Source organism: Paraburkholderia sp. BCC1884, from assembly GCF_900996225.1.
Taxonomy (GTDB): Bacteria; Pseudomonadota; Gammaproteobacteria; order Burkholderiales; family Burkholderiaceae; genus Paraburkholderia.
On sequence record NZ_CAAJGL010000145.1, the window covers coordinates 198,883 to 216,713 of the forward strand.

General features: G+C 60.1%; 15 protein-coding genes. 8 read left to right on the forward strand and 7 right to left on the reverse strand.

Annotation, left to right across the window (positions count from 1 at the left end; all coding sequences use genetic code 11):
* Window positions 1-23: 23 nt before the first annotated feature.
* Window positions 24-1,274 (forward strand): arsenic transporter, encoded by a 1,251-nt coding sequence (locus tag FQ705_RS31900; RefSeq protein WP_144148672.1) that lies wholly within the window; start codon window positions 24-26, stop codon window positions 1,272-1,274.
* Between the two features lie 52 nt (window positions 1,275-1,326).
* On the opposite strand, the gene FQ705_RS31905 is transcribed toward FQ705_RS31900, so the two are convergent.
* The 4 genes from FQ705_RS31905 to FQ705_RS31920 all read right to left on the reverse strand — a co-directional run bounded on the left by FQ705_RS31905 (window position 1,327) and on the right by FQ705_RS31920 (window position 3,700).
* Window positions 1,327-1,593 carry a hypothetical protein gene (locus FQ705_RS31905; RefSeq protein ID WP_144148674.1) on the reverse strand — a complete coding sequence of 89 codons (267 nt, stop codon included), beginning with the start codon at window positions 1,591-1,593 and terminating at the stop codon, window positions 1,327-1,329.
* A 108-nt stretch (window positions 1,594-1,701) separates the two neighbouring features.
* Window positions 1,702-2,046: a DUF1634 domain-containing protein gene (locus FQ705_RS31910; protein ID WP_260854680.1), complete on the reverse strand. Its 345-nt coding sequence runs from the start codon at window positions 2,044-2,046 to the stop codon at window positions 1,702-1,704.
* On the reverse strand, window positions 2,043-2,873 hold the full coding sequence (locus FQ705_RS31915) for a sulfite exporter TauE/SafE family protein (RefSeq protein WP_409934755.1): 831 nt from the start codon (window positions 2,871-2,873) through the stop codon (window positions 2,043-2,045). Before FQ705_RS31915 ends, FQ705_RS31910 begins: the two co-directional genes overlap by 4 nt.
* 80 nt (window positions 2,874-2,953) lie before the next feature.
* Window positions 2,954-3,700 carry a GntR family transcriptional regulator gene (locus FQ705_RS31920; RefSeq protein ID WP_144148680.1) on the reverse strand — a complete coding sequence of 249 codons (747 nt, stop codon included), beginning with the start codon at window positions 3,698-3,700 and terminating at the stop codon, window positions 2,954-2,956.
* Between the two features lie 234 nt (window positions 3,701-3,934).
* Between FQ705_RS31920 and FQ705_RS31925 the strand changes: the two genes are divergently transcribed.
* Together FQ705_RS31925 and FQ705_RS31930 are read left to right on the forward strand one after the other, a co-directional pair.
* On the forward strand, window positions 3,935-5,089 hold the full coding sequence (locus FQ705_RS31925) for a sigma-54-dependent Fis family transcriptional regulator (RefSeq protein WP_144148682.1): 1,155 nt from the start codon (window positions 3,935-3,937) through the stop codon (window positions 5,087-5,089).
* A gap of 85 nt (window positions 5,090-5,174) precedes the next feature.
* A complete protein-coding gene (locus tag FQ705_RS31930) occupies window positions 5,175-6,983 on the forward strand; it encodes an NAD(P)/FAD-dependent oxidoreductase (protein ID WP_144148683.1) in 1,809 nt (602 codons plus the stop codon).
* Between the two features lie 116 nt (window positions 6,984-7,099).
* Here FQ705_RS31930 and FQ705_RS31935 read toward each other — a convergent pair whose 3' ends face one another.
* Window positions 7,100-7,522: a VOC family protein gene (locus FQ705_RS31935; RefSeq protein WP_260854682.1), complete on the reverse strand. Its 423-nt coding sequence runs from the start codon at window positions 7,520-7,522 to the stop codon at window positions 7,100-7,102.
* Between the two features lie 439 nt (window positions 7,523-7,961).
* On the opposite strand from FQ705_RS31935, the gene FQ705_RS31940 reads away from it, so the two are divergent.
* The 4 genes from FQ705_RS31940 to FQ705_RS31955 all read left to right on the forward strand — a co-directional run bounded on the left by FQ705_RS31940 (window position 7,962) and on the right by FQ705_RS31955 (window position 13,277).
* A complete protein-coding gene (locus FQ705_RS31940) occupies window positions 7,962-9,803 on the forward strand; it encodes a phospholipase C (RefSeq protein WP_144148685.1) in 1,842 nt (613 codons plus the stop codon).
* A gap of 168 nt (window positions 9,804-9,971) precedes the next feature.
* Entirely contained in the window at window positions 9,972-11,414 is a 1,443-nt protein-coding gene (locus tag FQ705_RS31945; RefSeq protein WP_144148687.1) for a cytochrome-c peroxidase, read from the forward strand.
* Window positions 11,415-11,598: 184 nt separating this feature from the next.
* Window positions 11,599-12,177, forward strand: coding sequence for a DUF308 domain-containing protein (locus tag FQ705_RS31950; RefSeq protein WP_144148689.1), 579 nt, complete (start codon window positions 11,599-11,601; stop codon window positions 12,175-12,177).
* 5 nt (window positions 12,178-12,182) lie between these two features.
* A complete protein-coding gene (locus tag FQ705_RS31955) occupies window positions 12,183-13,277 on the forward strand; it encodes a DUF3471 domain-containing protein (RefSeq protein ID WP_144148691.1) in 1,095 nt (364 codons plus the stop codon).
* A gap of 707 nt (window positions 13,278-13,984) precedes the next feature.
* Here FQ705_RS31955 and FQ705_RS31960 read toward each other — a convergent pair.
* Both FQ705_RS31960 and FQ705_RS31965 read right to left on the reverse strand, forming a co-directional pair.
* Window positions 13,985-15,478: a DUF1254 domain-containing protein gene (locus FQ705_RS31960; protein WP_222105686.1), complete on the reverse strand. Its 1,494-nt coding sequence runs from the start codon at window positions 15,476-15,478 to the stop codon at window positions 13,985-13,987.
* A gap of 437 nt (window positions 15,479-15,915) precedes the next feature.
* Entirely contained in the window at window positions 15,916-16,386 is a 471-nt protein-coding gene (locus FQ705_RS31965; protein WP_144148693.1) for a hypothetical protein, read from the reverse strand.
* 691 nt (window positions 16,387-17,077) lie between these two features.
* Between FQ705_RS31965 and FQ705_RS31970 the strand changes: the two genes are divergently transcribed.
* Window positions 17,078-17,812, forward strand: a complete 735-nt coding sequence (locus tag FQ705_RS31970) for a hypothetical protein (protein WP_144148695.1) — start codon at window positions 17,078-17,080, stop codon at window positions 17,810-17,812.
* The last annotated feature ends 19 nt before the right edge of the window (window positions 17,813-17,831 follow it).

Consider the following 17,831-nt stretch of genomic DNA (forward strand, 5'->3'; position numbering starts at 1 on the left):
TCAAACTTTCCTGGATCCAGGTTGTGAATTCCATTTTTTTGTCCTGGGGTATCGCGGCGGCCGCCACGGCAGGTGTGATCGCCCGCCCGTTCAAATGGCCCGAGGCGGTCTGGGCCGTCGCCGGCGCGCTGTTGCTGGTGTTGCTCGGGCTTCTGCCGGTTCAGCTGGCGATGGCGGCGGTCGGCAAAGGCACCGACGTCTATCTGTTTCTGTTCGGCATGATGCTGCTGTCAGAAGTGGGCCGTCGCGAGGGACTGTTCGACTGGGTGGCGGTGCTGGCGGTCAATCATGCTCGAGGATCGCCGCGCAAGCTGTTCCTGCTGGTCTATCTGGTGGGCGTGGTGATCACGGCGTTTCTTTCCAACGACGCCACCGCGGTCGTCCTCACTCCCGCTGTCTTTGCCGCCGCCAGGAAAGCGAAGACGCCACCGTTGCCCTTGCTGTTCGTGTGCGCGTTCATCGCCAACGCAGCGAGCTTCGTGCTGCCGATCTCGAATCCGGCCAACATCGTGCTGTACGGCAATCACACGCCTGCGCTCGGCACCTGGCTGATGCGCTTCACGTTGCCTTCGTTGCTGTCGATCGTCGCCACCTATGCACTGTTGCGCTGGACCCAGCGTAGTGCGTTGTCGGGTCGCTGCGAGGCGAATCCCGAGCCACTCGAACTGTCTTCCAGCGGGCGCGTTGCGCTGGCGGGCATCGCGGTGACGGCCGCAGTGCTGTTGACCGTGTCGGCCTTCGACATCGCGCTCGGGTTGCCTACCGCGATACTCGGCGCGCTCACTGCGCTCGTCGTGCTGATCCAGGAGCGCAAATCGCCGTTGCCGCTGATCCGCGACATCTCATGGAGCGTGTTGCCGCTGGTTGCCGCGCTGTTCGTGCTGGTGGAAGTGCTGGATCACACCGGCGTCATCACGACACTGGCGAACCTGACGCGGCAAGCCGCGCAACACAGCGAACCGGGCACGGCGGCCTGGGCGGGCGGCATCATTGGGATCGGCAGCAATCTGATGAACAATTTGCCGGCGGGGCTGATCGCGAGTTCCACGGTGATGCAGGCGCATAGCCCCGAGCGTGTGATCGACGCGCTGCTGATCGGCGTCGATCTCGGCCCGAACCTGTCGATCACGGGCTCGCTCGCGACGATCCTCTGGCTCAACGCGATTCGCCGCGAGGGCGAAGACGTGAGCTTCCTGAAGTTTCTGAAGGTGGGCGTGGTGGTGATGCTGCCGGCCTTGGTGCTGGCGCTCGCCGCGCGAATCCTGATCGGCTGAACGCGCGCCCGTCAGCGCCCGCGCGCCGCGAGTAAACGCGTGCCGCCGCCGCTCATTCGCGGTCCATCCAGGCGTCGAGTCCGACTCTGAACGCCACGCCCGCGATCACCGGCACCGTCAGCATGAGGATGATGCCGAAGTTCGGGATCTGGTCGCCATAGGTAATCGGACCGTAAAGCACCACCGTCGCGACGATTGCAAAGACCACGACACCGACGGCTACCATCAGGAGATTACGCGCCACAATGGGCAGCCTCTTGCGCCGCGGCTTGGCCGGCGTGGTGCTGGCAGTGGGAACTTCGTCGTGTTGGGCAGGCATGATCACTCTCGTGGCTGGAGGAAATGCGGTGTGCGGCGCGGTGCACGACCGGACGCCGATCGGAACGTGCGACCGGCATCATACCAGGGCGCGTTCGCGGCAACCATTTCACGCCGCGCCGATCAGCAATCCGGTGGCCACGATCGCCAGCACGAGTGCGGCAATCGCACCGAACCGATAATCGCGTTGACGCACGAACACGCCTAACATCAATATAAGCCGCATTATCGGTAGCAGGATAAAAAGCGCAATCCCGGCGCTCATGATCCGCATGCCGACGGCTGCGCCTGCCGAACCCCGAGGCGCCCATGCGGCGGCCGAAGCCATGACCAGACCGATCGCAATCGTGCTCGCGGCGAGCCAGGTGCCGTAGTGAAGCAGGTTCGCGAGCCACCGTTCGAGGTGCGCGCCGGTCGCTGCGTCGCGGCGACTGGCGCGGCTCATCCGGCTCATGCGGGGCCACCGAACAGATGAACGCCGAATGCTTCGAGCAGCATTTGCACCGCCAGCACGACCAGCGCGGCGACGAATAGCAGTCGCAGCCTGTCGTTCGGGACGCGCATCAGAATCCGGCCGCCGAGCACCGCGCCGGCCACCGAGCCCAAGGCCACGGGACCCGCGATCGCCGTCACGATTTCTCCCCGCAGGAAATACGCGCCGGCGCTCGCCGTCGCCGTCACACCGATCATGAAATTGGACGTGGCCGAGGACACCTTGATCGGCAGGCGCAGGGCGCTATCCATCGCGGGAATCTTCAGCACGCCGCTGCCGATGCCGAGCAGCGCCGAGATCAGACCCGCGCCGTACATCAGCGACAGGCCCAGTGGAATGCGCTGCACACGGTAGGCGATCTCGCGTCCGAGCGCGCGATCCGGATAGCTCGAATCGAGTTGTAAAGACGCGCCCCAAGGAAGGCTGCGTGTCGCGCCACCGTTCGTTGCATCGCTGGTGGCTGCGCCCATGGCATCCATCGGATCGATACGCCGGATGAGCATTTGCCGAGCCGACAGCGCGAGGATCGCCGCGAAGATGAAATACAGCACGGCAACCGGAATCAGCCCGCTTAGCAGCACACCGCACAGCGCGCCCAGGGTGGTCGCCGTCTCCAGCACCACGGCGAGCCGCACATGGGTCAAACGCTCGCGCAGAAAGGGCGCAGCGCCGCCGCACGAACACGCGATCACCGACACGATGCTGGCACCGATCGCGACATGAATATCGAGGTGCCCGAAGCTCGTGAGGATCGGCACGATGAAGATGCCGCTCGCCATGCCGAGCATGCCGCCCAACGCGCTCGCGCCGAGTGAGACCGCGAACAGCCAGAGCGTGTCGTGCAAATGGAGGACTGCTGTCGCGCCGCTCATCGACGGGATGGCTTGCGCCGGGCGAGACGGGTGACGAACTGGATCTGGTCGCCACGGTAGTACAGCTTTTCATAATCGACGGGACGCTCGCCCTCGCCGAACGAGGTGCGCTCGATCAGGAAAATCGGGCTGCCCGGCGCAATATCGAGCGCCCGCGCAACGGCCTGGTCCGCGAGGATGGCTTCGAGTCGATACTCCGCTTCGATCAGCGGCACGCCGTACTTTTCTTCGAGCAAGGTAAAGATCGGCTCGGCTTCGAGATCGTCTTCCATGATCTTTTCGCCGATGTCTTGCGGCAGCCAGGTTTCGTCGAACGACAGCGGCGTGCCGTCGGCCATGCGCACGCGCTGGATGTGCACGACCGCTGTGCCGGGGGCAAGCGACAGCCTCGCGGCGACCGTCTCGCTGGCCTTCTGAACGCGTCTGGCGATCAGGCGCGCGCTCGGATGGCGACCGTGTGCGCGCATGTCTTCGACAAAGCCGCTCAGTTCGGTGAGCGGCTGGGTGAGCCGCGGTTGCGCGACGAAAGTGCCTTTGCCACGGCGAATTTCGATCAGGCCACGCGCGATCAGGTTCTGCACCGTTTTTTGCAGCGTGGTGCGGCTGATCCCGTAAGTGGCGAGGAGGCTGGCCTCGTTGGGCAACTGGGCGCCGGGCGGATAGGTGCCGTCGGCAATCTGGGCGGCGAGCGCCGCTTCGACTTGCGCATAGAGCGGAAGCGGGCTTTCGGAATCGGTCATCATGTAAGACATCATGACGTCATGATGTGATGGTGTCAAGCCAGCCTGGTTGCACTTTTGCCGGGTACGGTGAGAAAAAAGTCTCACGGGCCATCATGGTGCACTGCGGTGTGATCTGCCCGTCTCATCGTGCTAAAAATGCACCCTGAGATTTCAGCTACCGAAGCATGCTGCGCCCGCAGTGGCGCACAATGTTTCCAGCAGCAGTCAAGTGCTGAATTCGCCCGGAGACTCGTCATGCCGTATGTGCCGTCAATCAGACATATCGACCGTGTGCGCAATGTGATCGAAGGTCGGATGCTGCGTCCCGGTGCCGATGGCATGAGACTGGCGTCGTCGTATCGCCGCTCGCTCGAGCAGTACCATCTCGACCCGGGCGCGACCGTCGGTCCGCGCGTTCTCACCGTCCCCGAACTGCGCGATGTTCAGCATCGCGAAGAAAGTTTTCTGCGTGCCTCCGGCCAGTGTCTGTCGCGGCTGCACGAAATGGTGCGCGAAGCCGACTACTGCGTGATGCTGACCGACGCGCAAGGCGTGACCATCGACTACCGCGTCGACCGCGAGCGACGCCACGAATTCAAGCGCGCGGGCCTCTATCTCGGTTCGTGCTGGTCGGAACGCGAGGAGGGCACGTGCGGCGTGGCGAGTGTGCTGCTCGACGCCGAGCCGATCACCGTGCACCGAACCGATCACTTTCGCGCGGCCTTCACCACGCTGACCTGCAGCGCCTCGCCGATTTTCGGCTTGCACGGAGAGTTGCTCGGCGTGCTGGATGCGTCCGCCGTGCGTTCGCCCGACGAGCGCGAGAGCCAGCGGCTCGTCAATCACATGGTGCGGCAAGGCGCCTTGCTGATCGAAGATGCCTGGTTTCTCAATGCCGCGAGTGACTGCTGGGTGTTGCTGGCGCATCGTAATCGTCACTACGTGGAAGCGCAGCCGGAAATCCTCATCGCCATCGACGCGTGCGGCAACGCGATCGCCGCGAACCGTCGTGCGCGCGAATGCATTCCGGCGCTCAATCAGATGCCGCGTCATGTGAGCGAGCTATTCGATATTCCGGCCGACCGTCTGTTCGATGCCAAGGCGGCGCGTGGTCTCGTGTCGCTGAGGATGAACGACACGGGCTCGCCGCTCCATGCACGCGTACGGCCGCCAGCGCTCGCCCGCAGTGCGAGACGACCCGTGCCGACGACGCCGGCCAATGAGCCCGTCGCAGCCCGGTTGACGTCGCCTCTGTCCGACGACGACGCCCTCGAACGTAGCCGCATCGTCGCGGCACTCGGCGACGCGAAATGGCGCACCGACCAGGCCGCGCAGGCGCTGGGCATTTCACGCGCGACGTTATACCGGCGGATTGCCCGGTTCGGCATCAAACCGCCGCATAAGTGTTAGCGGCGCAGTTTCTGTTTTTCTAGCGGGCATAGAACCCGCGTTTTCTATCGACGTTCGATTATCCGTTCTGTATGGAGGAGCAACCATGCCTGAAAACAATGTGACTCACGCGACGATATCCAGTGTGCTCGAAACGCTGGAAGCCGCATTCCGACGGGGCGATGTCGAGGCCGCCGTCGATCTGTTCCAGCCCGTTTGCTATTGGCGCGATCTGGTCGCGTTCACCTGGAACATCAAGACGCTGGAAGGCCGCGAACAGATCGCGGAGATGCTGAAGGCGCAACTGGATGCCATCAAGCCGTCGACATTCCGGCTCGCCGAGGAGGCCGAGCCCGCCACCGACGCGAACGGCATCACCCAAGGCTGGATCACGTTCGAAACCGAGGTGGCGCGCGGCAGCGGCTTTATCCGTTTGCAGGACGGCCGCATCTGGACCTTGCTGACGACGATGGCCGAGCTCAAGGGCCACGAAGAACCTAAAGGCGCCAAGCGGCCGATGGGTGCGGAACATGGCGCGCGTCCCGATCGCACCAGCTGGAAGGAAAATCGCGAGGCCGAACTCGACGCGCTGGGCACCTCCGCGCAACCGTATTGCCTGGTCGTCGGCGGCGGCCAGGGCGGGATTGGACTCGGCGCGCGGCTGCGCCAGCTCGGTGTGCCGACCATCATCATCGACAGGAACGAGCGGCCTGGCGACGCCTGGCGCAAACGCTACAAGACGCTGTGCCTGCACGATCCGGTCTGGTACGACCACATGCCTTATCTGCCCTTTCCGGACAACTGGCCGGTCTTCACGCCGAAGGACAAGATCGGCGACTGGCTCGAGATGTATGCGAAGGTGATGGAGCTGAATTACTGGGGCGGCACGACCTGTCAATCCGCGCGCTATGACGAGGCAAAAGGCGAGTGGGTCGTCGAAGTCGAGCGCGAAGGACGCACGATCACCTTGCGGCCGAAGCAACTGGTGCTGGCCACCGGCATGTCGGGCAAACCGAATGTGCCGGCTTTCAAGGGCATGGACGTGTTCAAGGGCGAACAGCACCATTCGTCGAAGCATCCCGGCCCGGACGGCTATCGCGGCAAGAAGGTGGTCGTGATCGGCGCGAACAATTCGGCGCATGACATTTGCGCCGCGCTGTGGGAAGCCGGCGTCGACGTGACGATGGTGCAGCGTTCGTCGACTCATATCGTCAAGTCGGATTCGCTGATGGACCTGGCGCTCGGCGATCTCTATTCGGAGCGCGCGGTGGCGGCCGGCATGACCACCTCGAAAGCCGATCTGACCTTCGCCTCGATTCCGTACGCGATTCTTCACGAGTTCCAGATTCCGGTCTTCAACGCGATCCGTGAGCGCGACGCCGCGTTTTACGACCGTCTGCAAAAGAGCGGCTTCATGCTCGACTTCGGCGACGACGAATCCGGGCTCTTCATGAAGTATCTGCGACGCGGCTCGGGCTATTACATCGACGTCGGCGCATCGGAACTCGTCGCCGACGGCAAGATCAAGCTGAAGAGCGGCGTGGACGTGGTCGAGCTGAAAGAGCACTCGGTGCTATTGAGCGACGGCAGTGAACTCGACGCGGACGTGGTGGTGTTCGCCACCGGCTATGGTTCGATGAATGGCTGGGCCGCCGATCTGATCTCGCGCGAAGTGGCGGACAAGGTGGGCAAGGTCTGGGGACTCGGCTCCAGCACGACGAAGGACCCTGGGCCGTGGGAAGGCGAGCAGCGCAACATGTGGAAACCCACGCAGCAGGATGCGCTCTGGTTTCATGGCGGGAATCTGCATCAGTCGCGCCACTACTCGCAGTATCTGTCGCTGCAACTCAAGGCGCGCATGGAAGGTATCGCGACGCCGGTGTTCGGATTGCAGGAGGTCCACCACGTGGCGTAGTGCCACGTGGACATGCCGCGCTGATCGCGTTCGCCTTCAGCGCGGCTGTTTCATCGGCGGATGGTGGCGCGGCAACGTGCCGTAGGCCACCTCGGTCGCCCAACTGGTTGCCGTTCTCAAGCAGTCAAGGCCTGGCTGTCAAACGTATTGCGATATTGCGCTGCGGCGTCCGAGCGCGTGTTCATTTCGAACATCACGCCGCCTGGCGCCCGGCAAAAGAAACGCGAACCGCGGCCATTGTTGAAAATCTCAGTCTCCATGTCGACGCCTTCCGTCTTGAAGCGCTCGTATAACTCGCGCACGTCACCGAGGGTAGGCAGTTCGAAGCCGGCGTGAAACGCAGTAGGCCATACCGGCTTGTCGCCGCTGGCGTGATCGATCACCACGTCAAACCCGGGTCGTTTGAGAATGTACGACTGGTCCCACGATCCTGCGATCGTGAAGCCCAGATATCGTTCGAAGAAAGCGGCCGTCGCGGGTGTGTCGGATGAAGGAAAACTCAGGTGATTGAGCTTCATAGTGTGGATAGAGGCAGTCATCGTCGATCTCTCGTGAATGGCGGTGGCCCAATGCCGTTACCGCCCGATGACGTCAGAATATAAGCGATAGCTCACATTCGACAACTCGCATTGAGCGCGCCGGCTAGCGGGGTGTGAAAGCCATACGGAGTCGCGCTTCGTGCGGGAACGACTTGCCTGGGGTTTGCGGTTGCTCACATTCGTGGCATTTCCGGCGGCATCGTTGCTCGACACCAGGATCGTTCGAGGCTTCGTTCTGAAATTGAAAGCAATTCCAATGACTATGAAAGTAATGTTCCAGAAAGGAAACTTACTCGATAGCGCAATGTGGCGATGATCCAATGCCGTTGCTTCAGGCCCCATCTTGAAGTGAGCTTGCTCGCAATACCACCTATAAAAACCGGCATCTCCACGCGCAATGATGTTGGAGCGCTGAACAGCGAATCTGGAGCCCCTGAACATGTTTCCCAAAGCAATACTGCCCACCGCGATTGCCGTCGCGGCGCTGCTGACGATTGCCGCCTGCGGCAACAACGATGTCCATACCACCAGCCCGGCCGCGGCGACCACGCCGACCGTGTCGGCGCAGGACGCTCTGCAGACGGCGACGCCGATCAAGCACGTCGTCGTGATCTTCGGTGAAAACGTTTCGTTCGACCACTACTTCGCGACCTATCCGAATGCGAAGAACGTGGCCGGCGAGCCGGCGTTCAGCGCCGCCTCGGGCACGCAAACCGACATCCAGACGCTCGCCGCCGCGGGCTTGACCGGTGCCGCCAACCCGAACGCACAGGCTACGTCGCCGAACATCATTTCCACGACAGTCAACGGCCAGACGACCACGCCGCCGACCCTCGGCGGTGCCCTCACGACGACCACCGCGCAGCCGTTCCGCCTCGACCGTTCGCAAGCGAACACGAAGAGTCAGAACCACAGCTACTCGCCGGAGCAGCTCGCCGACGACAACCTGAAGATGGACGCGTTCCCGCTCTTCACGTCGGCTAGCGGCATCGTTGCCGGCAGCACGGGTCAGTTCGGTTCGTCCGCGCAGGTGCTGGGCTACTTCGACGGCAACACGGTCACGGCGTACTGGAACCTCGCGCAGAACTTCGCCATGAGCGACAACTCGTGGACCGACACGTTCGGCCCGTCGACGCCGGGCGCGATCGAAGTGATTTCCGGCCAGAACCAGGGTGTGACGGTGACGCCGAACGTCAAGAGCGGCACCGCGACGAGCGGCAACGCGCTTCCTGACGGTCAAGGCAGCTTCACGATGATCGGCGACCTCGACCCGACCACCGACACCTGCTCGATCGCTGCGGAAAACAGCGGCTCCAACACCAGCCCGACGGGCATGATGAACGGCAAGAACATCGGCGATCTGCTGAACGGGTCGAACATCACGTGGGGCGGCTTCATGGGCGGCTTCAACCTGCAGACGACCAACGCGAACGGCACGACGGGCTGCGCACGCTCGACGTGGTCGGACGTGCTCGGCACGGCGCCGGCTGACTATGTCCAGCATCACGCATGGTTCCAGTACTACCCGACGACGGCCAATCCGACGCACCAGCGTCCGACCTCGACGGCGATGATCGGCTTCACCGAGCCGACCCTCGACACGACGGCTACGCCGGTTCACCACCAGTACGACACCGACGATTTCTTCGCGGCTGTGCAAGCGGGCAACTTCCCGTCGGTCAGCTTCCTGAAGGCGCCGGCGATCAGTGACGGTCACCCGGGCAATTCGGATCCGCTCGACGAGCAGGCGTTTGTCGTGAAGGTCACGAACTTCCTGCAGCAACAGCCTGACTGGAAGAACACGCTCGTGATCGTGGCTTACGACGACTCGGACGGTTGGTACGACCACGTCGTGCCGACGATCAAGAGCTCGTCGTTCGACACGTCGCTCGTGACGAAGGTCGGTACGGCAACCTTCACGGGCGCCGACCAGTTGTCGGGCCAAGGTCAATGTACCGGCACGGGCGCCACGCAGCCGATGGGCATCAACGGCGGAGCAGTCAACGGCCGCTGCGGTCCGGGTACGCGGACGCCGTTTATCGTGATCTCTCCGTGGGCGAAGGCGAACTACGTCGACCACACGCAGATCACGCAAGCGTCGGTCGTCAAGTTCATCGAAGACAACTGGATGGGCGGCAAGCGTCTTGGCGGCGGTTCGTTCGATGCAACGGCTGGCGATATCCGCAGCATGCTGAACCTGACCGGCGCGGGCAACAACCCGACCGTGTTCCTCGATCCGGTTGTCGGTACGAAGCTCGCCGCAGCACCGGCGACCAACTGATCGACAGTCCAGGGTCTGCGTGAATCACCCGTCCCGTCCTGCTTCGCGCGCGGTTGTAGCTAACTGCGCGCGAGGCGGCGGGACGCAACACATCTCGCAGTGGGTCGAGCCGGCACGGCAACGTGCTGGCTCAATGTCTTTTCTGGTTTTATCTTTGTCACTATCGCCATGAGTTCTCCGAATTCTGCATTGCCGCCCTCGCTGCCCGCTGGCGAGGCTCCGCGCCCCGGCAGCGCCAAACGCCAGTTGTTGCGCGTGCTCGGTTGGATCGTCGCCGTGATCGCGGCCGGCTGCGCCGCCTTCGCCGCCTACGCGGCAAGCTATCCGGAGCGGATGCCCCCGGCAATCGGCACCATCGTCGAAGACGTGACTGGCGCGAATCCGCAGCCGGTCACCTTGCACGTGCCGCCCAGCCAGCCGCTGAGCGCAGTGGCTCTGCTCGGTCAACAGATTTTCAACGACCCGTCGCTGTCGGCGTCGGGCAAGCAGTCGTGTGCGTCGTGCCACAGCCCCGACCACGCGTATGGGCCGCCGAACGACCTGTCGGTGCAGCTCGGCGGTCCGCATATGGCGGACGCCGGCTATCGGCCGCCGCCGTCGCTCGCGTACCTGTATCGTCAGGCGCCGTTCTCGATCGGTCCTGACGCGAACGACATGGACGCGGCACCCGTCACGCTCGACCAGCTGGCTAGCGCCGCAAGCGGCACGCAGCGTGCGGTCAAGACCGCCGGCGTTGCGCCGGCCGCGCCGGCCATGGTGCCGCAGGGCGGACTGTTCTGGGACGGCCGCGCGAGTACGCTGCAGGACCAGGCGATCGGGCCGTTGCTGAACCCCGTCGAAATGGCTAACAAGAACACGGACGAGGTGGTAAAAAAACTGGCGGCCACGAAATACTTCGAGCAGTTCAAGGAGCTGTTCGGCGATCGGATCGTGAAGCAACCCGACCTGCTGGTGGACGAAGCCATGTTCGCGGTGGGACGCTACCAGTTCGAAGACCCGTCGTTCCATCGCTTCACGAGCAAGTACGATTACTGGCTGCAGGGCAAGGCGCGTCTTACGCAAGCGGAGTTGCACGGCTTGCGTCTGTTCAACGATCCCGACAAGGCGAATTGCGCCGGCTGCCACCTGAGCAAGCCAACCGCGGATCATCTGCCGCCGCTCTTTACCGACACGCAATATGAAGCATTGGGCGTGCCGCGCAATCGCGATTTGTCGATCAACAAGGACCCGAAGTTTTATGACATGGGCGTATGTGGCCCGTTCCGGTCCGACGCGGCTGCGCTCACGCAGTATTGCGGCATGTTCCTGACGCCGACACTGCGCAACGTCGCGACGCGCCATGTGTTTTTCCACAACGGCGTGTACCACGATCTGCAGCACGTGATGGACTTCTATAACCTGCGCAATACGAGCCCCGAGAAGATCTATCCGCACGATGCGGCAGGCAAGACCGACAAGTACGACGATCTTCCGGCCAAATATCACGCCAACGTCGACGTCGCCGACGCGCCGTTCGACCGCAAGCTGGGTGACAAGCCGGCTATGACCGATGATGAGATCAAGGACATCATCGCGTTCATGGGTACGCTGACCGACGGGTATAAGCCGTAATTTGCACCGCTAGTCAGTCGATGTTCCCGGGCTGACAGGCCCATGACGAGGCGACCAGATCCGCTTGGACTGGTCGCCTCGCGTGCGCGCCGACCGTGGTCGGTCATTTGACCGATACCGCTACGGCCGGTCCAGTGTGATCCTACCTATCGGCATGTTCATTAGAATCCGTTAGGGAGGTGCAATGGTTGATCGCCATGTAGAAATTAATCGAGCTCAGGAAGAACGCTGGCTCACGCGTTACTACTTTATCCGGACTGCTTTTTCGGCTGTCTGGGTCGCCCTTGCTTTCTCTGTCGGGCGGCATTTCCCACTCTTCGCGGCTGCGCTGCTGGTCGCGTATCCCGCATGGGATGCTCTGGCCAATTACGTCGATGCGTCGCGTAGCGGTGGGATGACGAAAAATTATGCCCAGGCGATCAATGTCGTCATTAGCGTTACGATAACGATTGCCGTGATTGTCGCGTTAGGATCGAACTGGCTGCTGGGAGTATTTGGCGTTTGGGCCATACTGTCCGGATTGCTTCAGCTTGCCACTGCCGTTCGCCGTTGGAGGCTCATCGGCGCGCAATGGACAATGATATTGAGCGGCGGACAATCGGCGTTGGTGGGGGCTTTTTTTCTCATGCAAACGCACGCGCCAATGGACTTCGCGATGACTAAAGTGGCCGGTTATGCCGCTGTAGGTGCCGTCTATTTTCTCGTTTCTTCGGTGTGGCTATCAGTCGGACAACTGCGTCGTAAGGCTGCCTGCGTGCCTTGAATCACATGGATTCCAGATTCCCGGCGATTCACTTTCTTTCAAAGGGAAAATTCGATATTGCGCGCTGGTCGATCATGCTGATGAACGACGGAGCGATCGACGGCAGGCAGGTGATTCCTGCGAGCGTTCTAAAAGCGACACTCGCTCCCGGCCTGCCTTGGCCGAACGCGATGCGTGACGTACTCGGCTTCGACACCGATCTCAATGGCATCTACGGCATGGGACGTATGACGGCGGCGTTTCGCGGCCATCTGTTGACGAGTCACGGCGGGGCACTGCGCGCGTTTCATTCGCAGGTGTCGTATTTGCTGAAAGAGAAGATCGGCGTCTCGGTGTTCGTGATTGGCGATCATTGCGCACCGTTGAGTAATGCGATTGGCTTCGACATCTATGGCCGTGCGCTTGGACTTGAAGCGACCGACTGGACAGAGCGCCGGCGCGAATTTTGCGCGAAGGCTACGATGCGGGAGGCGCGAGCGCGTTCCGTGCCGCGCGGCGTGCCCAATACGCGGCCGTCACACGAACTCGCGGATTATGCCGGCGCGTTCGGGCATCCAGCCTACGGGCAAATGCATATTGCAATGGATGGCACGCAATTTCAGTTTCATTTTCGCGAGACCAGGCTGCCCCTGAACCACTTTCATTACGACCGCTTCGACACTCCTGACGACGAAGCGAACGGTGCTTGGTCGGTGTCGTTCCTGACGAGCGCGCCAGGCGACATCGACCGTGCTGTCATGCAGCTCGATCAGGTCGAAGCGGTGTTCGTCCGTCTGCCGATACGTCTTGATGCAAGCGTGCTCGCGACGCTGGTGGGCACATACGAAGCGCCCTTTGGCGAGAAGATCGGTATCAGATTGGGGCGGGACGGCGATCTATTGCTTTCTGCTCCGGATCAGCCGGCGGACGTCCTCAAACCGTTCAGAGGGCTGCAATTTCGCAGTAACGATTTTCCTGAGATCACGTTTGAATTCGTCGTCGAGGAGGGGTGCGTGACAGCGCTTCGCCACTGGAATGCGCATGTGGAGCTTGTGTGGCCGCGCACCGCCGATGATGTTCCTGCTGATGCGCTTGAGGACGATGCGCTGTGGAGGGGTTAGGGGTGTTGGTGGTTTCGTGGGTCGAGTTTGGGGCGTTGGAAATCGATGTGTCGGTGTTACTCCAACTACTACGTTGATCGGACGATCGATGAATTGGAGGCTGTATTTGTCCTGCGAAAGTTGATGCCGCGTTGTCGGCAAATTCAGGGCGCTGGTTCAGTGACAGCTTGCTGTTGCCACACGACTCGCGTGTGGAAGTGAAACGACTAAAGATAAAACTTCTGACTGGTTTTTAGAAATTTGAGGGAAAGGAGTGTTGACCAGCGCGCTGGTTGGTCTGATTGCAATCGCGTTATTGGCTGGCTACCTGAAGGGCGAGACTCCGGAGGAAAGGGAGACTCGTCGCCAGGGGCGATTTGAATGCAGTGATCCTGAAATCATTGCTGGGACGCGAGGCGATTCGGATAGGGCGGGACAAAATCCGCCCTGTTAGCGCGATCCAGTTGCATGCGAGGGGATCGGGGTTGCCATGTGAACGCTAGCAATTCAAGTGGCCGAGTCGGGTGAGCGATTCTGGCCGGGCATTGCCTCAGGCGATAAGCATAGGCCTGCGCGGTTCCGTGTGGCATCGTTCGGCTGTTCGCGACCCATAACGGATGGTCAGAAAAGAAGCGGTCGAACGACGCTTAAAAAGTCCTGACCGGCCATTGGGGCCCGGCCTGATACTTCGCAGCCGGTGCCCCTCGCGTGCAATTACTGTTCGCCCACTACTTTGATTTTTCTACGGTTGGCGGAGTCCATGCACCGGCGTTGACCTCTGGTTTTGGCCAGTAAGTCCGGATCGTCATCTCGAACTCTGTTTGCGGAGCAGGCAACCAGTTGGACTCTTTGTCTTTCCCCGGCGACTCGTGCTGGACGTAGATTGTCAGCGAACCATCGGAGTTGTAGGTCATGTTCTTCAGGTTTTTCGTGCCGACCGAATAGCGTTTTAGATCATTGGGCTCGAAGAAGTGCTTTGGACCGTACATGGTAAGCGACCAGAACCCGTTGACTGGGGGCGTCTTGCCTTTGGGAAAGGTCAGGGTGTAACGATTTGCGCCGCTCAGACGCTGGCCTCCACTATCCACCTCTACAAAAAAGTAGCGAGTTTCGGTAGGCTTGTTGACGTACATGTTCGACTTGGCGGTAGCAGTACGCGTTACGTAGTCGTAGCCGAAAGCTGCTCCGTCGCGCGGCGTATTCCAGCCTCCAGGGAGCGTAATTCCGTTGGTCCGGAACTCAAACAGTGGGCCAATCACTTTCGACTCGGTATCGATAGCCGCCTGTTTGATAGTCGCCTTGATTTCCGGGTCTCTGGCGGCTGCATCGAGCAAGGCATGAATCATTGCATAACGGCTCTCTTCGCCTGGCAGCGGAGGAACCTGTTCAATGATCTTGGGCAGTTCATCAAAGAACGTTGTCGGGTCTACCCATTTGATTTCCGCGCTCGCGTTGGCATCAGATGTCTGTGGAACCGGGAAATGAGGCGATTTGCTCCAATCAACCGTCTTTCTGGCCCCGGTGTATTTGCTCAACGGATAGATCACCACCTGATCAAGTACAGACTGGATTGCGGCCCGATCGGTATCACTGTCATCCATGAAAACTCTTGGTCCCATCGCTACCAGATCCGTGGGCGCATGGACGACGCCGGTTATTCCTTTGGGCACCTTACCCTTCCAGTTTGGTCCCACCACCAAATAATTGCCGGGTTTGGTGCCATATTGCTTGCCCAGTTGGGAAAATTCATCGGACCGGGCATCGTAAATCGAGTAGACCCAGAAGCGACTGCCGAAATCTGGAACCTGCAATACGACTGGATCAGTATCGACAGCCCCGAAACCAAATCCGTACACCACGTCCTGATTCGGATGAGCAACCCAGCGTTCCTCGGGCGCGATATATCCACTTAGCATGGACACATAGCCAACGGGAGCAACTGGCAAGACGCCGCCGCGCAGCCCCGGTTCCGGTGCCGTCGCGAACGAATCACGCCGGTGGAAAGCGTTGACGATTGGCCAGCCCCACACATAAATGTCTTGCGCAGCGACCTCCGCAAACTCCTTTGTGATCACCGTTCCTGATGGCACTGGAGGGACGTCAGCAGCCGAACGCGGTGCAGGGCTCTGTAGCGCCGGTGGCGCCGCCTTAGCGACACTCGCCGTTAATGCAGCAACTGCAACAGCCAGGACCCCTAGATTCGTCATTGCCTTCGCTTTCATTAGCCTCTCCCTATTTGCGGCGAGTGACCTGCGGCCAAAGACTTCGAGCCGCGTCACGGTTTTCAGTTCGCTAACGCTTAGGTTAGCAACAGGCTGACTCACGACCGTAGCAGTTCTCGCATAGCCGTCGCCGGAAAACCATAGGTACTTGGGGCAACGCGATTTCCCCAAAGGGCAATTGAGGGAGCGGCTTTTACTCAATCAACAGCCGACGTTCGAATGTCTGGGCACGAGTTCGTCTGTAGGACCGTTGATGGCCGAAGAGCGTCTCATACAAACGGCATACGCTCCGCGAATCTGATTTCGAAGGCTTTTTTTGTTCTATGACACGGATCATAGCTGGGTGAAAACCCCACATTGATGTCTTACAGACCTCCGGAGGAAATACCATCAGGCCGGATTTCGGCCTGATGTCAAGCTGATGCTTCGCGGTCTAATCACTCGTCGTGCGCATAACCTGTTGCCGACGTATCGACTTGGATGCGAATCAACTTGCCGCTGGTACCCGTAATGCCACCGCCTTCAAAAGTAAGCGAGCCTTCTTTTTTGTAGAACTGCTCAAAGCGATACATATCTTTGCCGAAATAAAACGGGATAAATGCTTTGCCAGTCTGATAGGTATGACTATCGTTCGGTTGGCCGATCAGATCCGAAATTTCACGCTGTCCCATGCCAATCCGAACTTTGGCAAATTTGCTGTTCTTGGCTGGGGTGCCAATGATTTCACCATTAAGATCGCCAACCTTCACCTTTGTAATTGAGCGACCATCCGTAGCGGTACTTGACTGCGAGTTATTCGTCGCAGCGGATGGCTGCTGCGAACCGCCAGTTTGCTGCTGTAAAGCCGCGCAACTGCACAGAAGCATGGCGCAGCTAACGGAGACGAATTTGGAATATCTGCTTTTCATGTAATTTTTCCTTCTTTTTTTGGGTAATGCGATTCTGTTTGCAATCTCTAGCTCATTGATTTGTAGAGAATAATCACGCTCAGAAGAATGAGCAGGCTAAGCCAGAAAAGCGGCGCCGACAAAATAGCCGCTGCGATTCCAGGTGCAATACGCCAAAGACTTAAGCCCCGCGTACCCTACGTGCTCGCCTTGCATCAGATTAAGTTCGACGTAACTTCCCATTCATTTCCCGCTGAAATACGATAGACGACCTCGCGTGGATTTTTCGCCCAACGCGGGGCATAGCGCTTTATCGGCACACAGGGAAATTTCTTGAATAAGACGTTGCGAGTTTTCAATGTAAGTACGAACTGTCCTTCACACGCTTTAGTCAACGCAGTTGATGACCAATGGCAAGCGGGCAAGTGGCAGCAAGGTAGTCCACCGCTGAGGACATGTGTTGGGCCAACGTCGCTCGCGAGAGAGATTACGCGCCTGCAATCGACGAAACCTTGTCGGTCGCAAGAAAACGCGTCAGCCGTTCTTGTGACGACGCGATCACTTGAACCGGCGGAAGAGGCCATCGCTGGAAACTACAACGGACACCCGTGTGTTCAGCCGACATCTGATCCACCTATGTCACAATTGCCGCCGAATTATAGGCGAAGGCGACAAGCTGGGCTGCCGCCAAGGCATAGCATCCGGTGGAACCATGCTCAAACACGACGTTCAAGCTGTCTTGGATTCTTACTATGCAGAGGCGCTTGCCGTGGCCAAACCGGGCTTTATTCAACATTTTCGCGAGCTGTCGGCGCCGTTTCTCCTTAGCGTATCTCAGGCTTACCTCGATGCGCCCGTCCGCGTAATGTTCGTCGGGAAGGAAACCAACGGTTGGTGTGGCAAGCTGGGAGCCTTCTACGAGAATCCGGACAAGATCGATATCGCGAAAGCTCGCTACGAGAATCAACACGCCCGAGGTACCGGCAATAGTGAGTTATTGCGGCAATGGAAGCGGTTGGCTGATGCGTTCGCCGGAGGCGATCGAGCAGCTGTTTGCTGGAACAATCTAATGAAGATGGACTGGCACCGCCCGAAACGCGGGTACTCTCGGACCTCGATCGGGCATTCCGCTCATTTGTTTAATTTCTCGGTGGCGGCCCTCCAGTTCGAAATCGAACTGCTGAAACCAGACCTAATAATCTTCGGTAGCGGCCACAGATACGATCGCGCCTTGAAAGCTGTGCTTCCGAACCGTGAGACTGTGAAGGTTGAGCCGAAGGCTCTTTGGCGCTTTCGGTCTAATGGCATCGAGTGTTTTAGGACATTTCACCCAGATGCGTGGGATAAACACGCCCCAAGACCGATCAAAGAGTATTACCAGAACATTATCGACACCGCTTCGGAGGTGTTTGCCGAACGCCTACCGATGCAGGAAGCTTCGAAATAGGCTGCCTTTGGCTCAACAC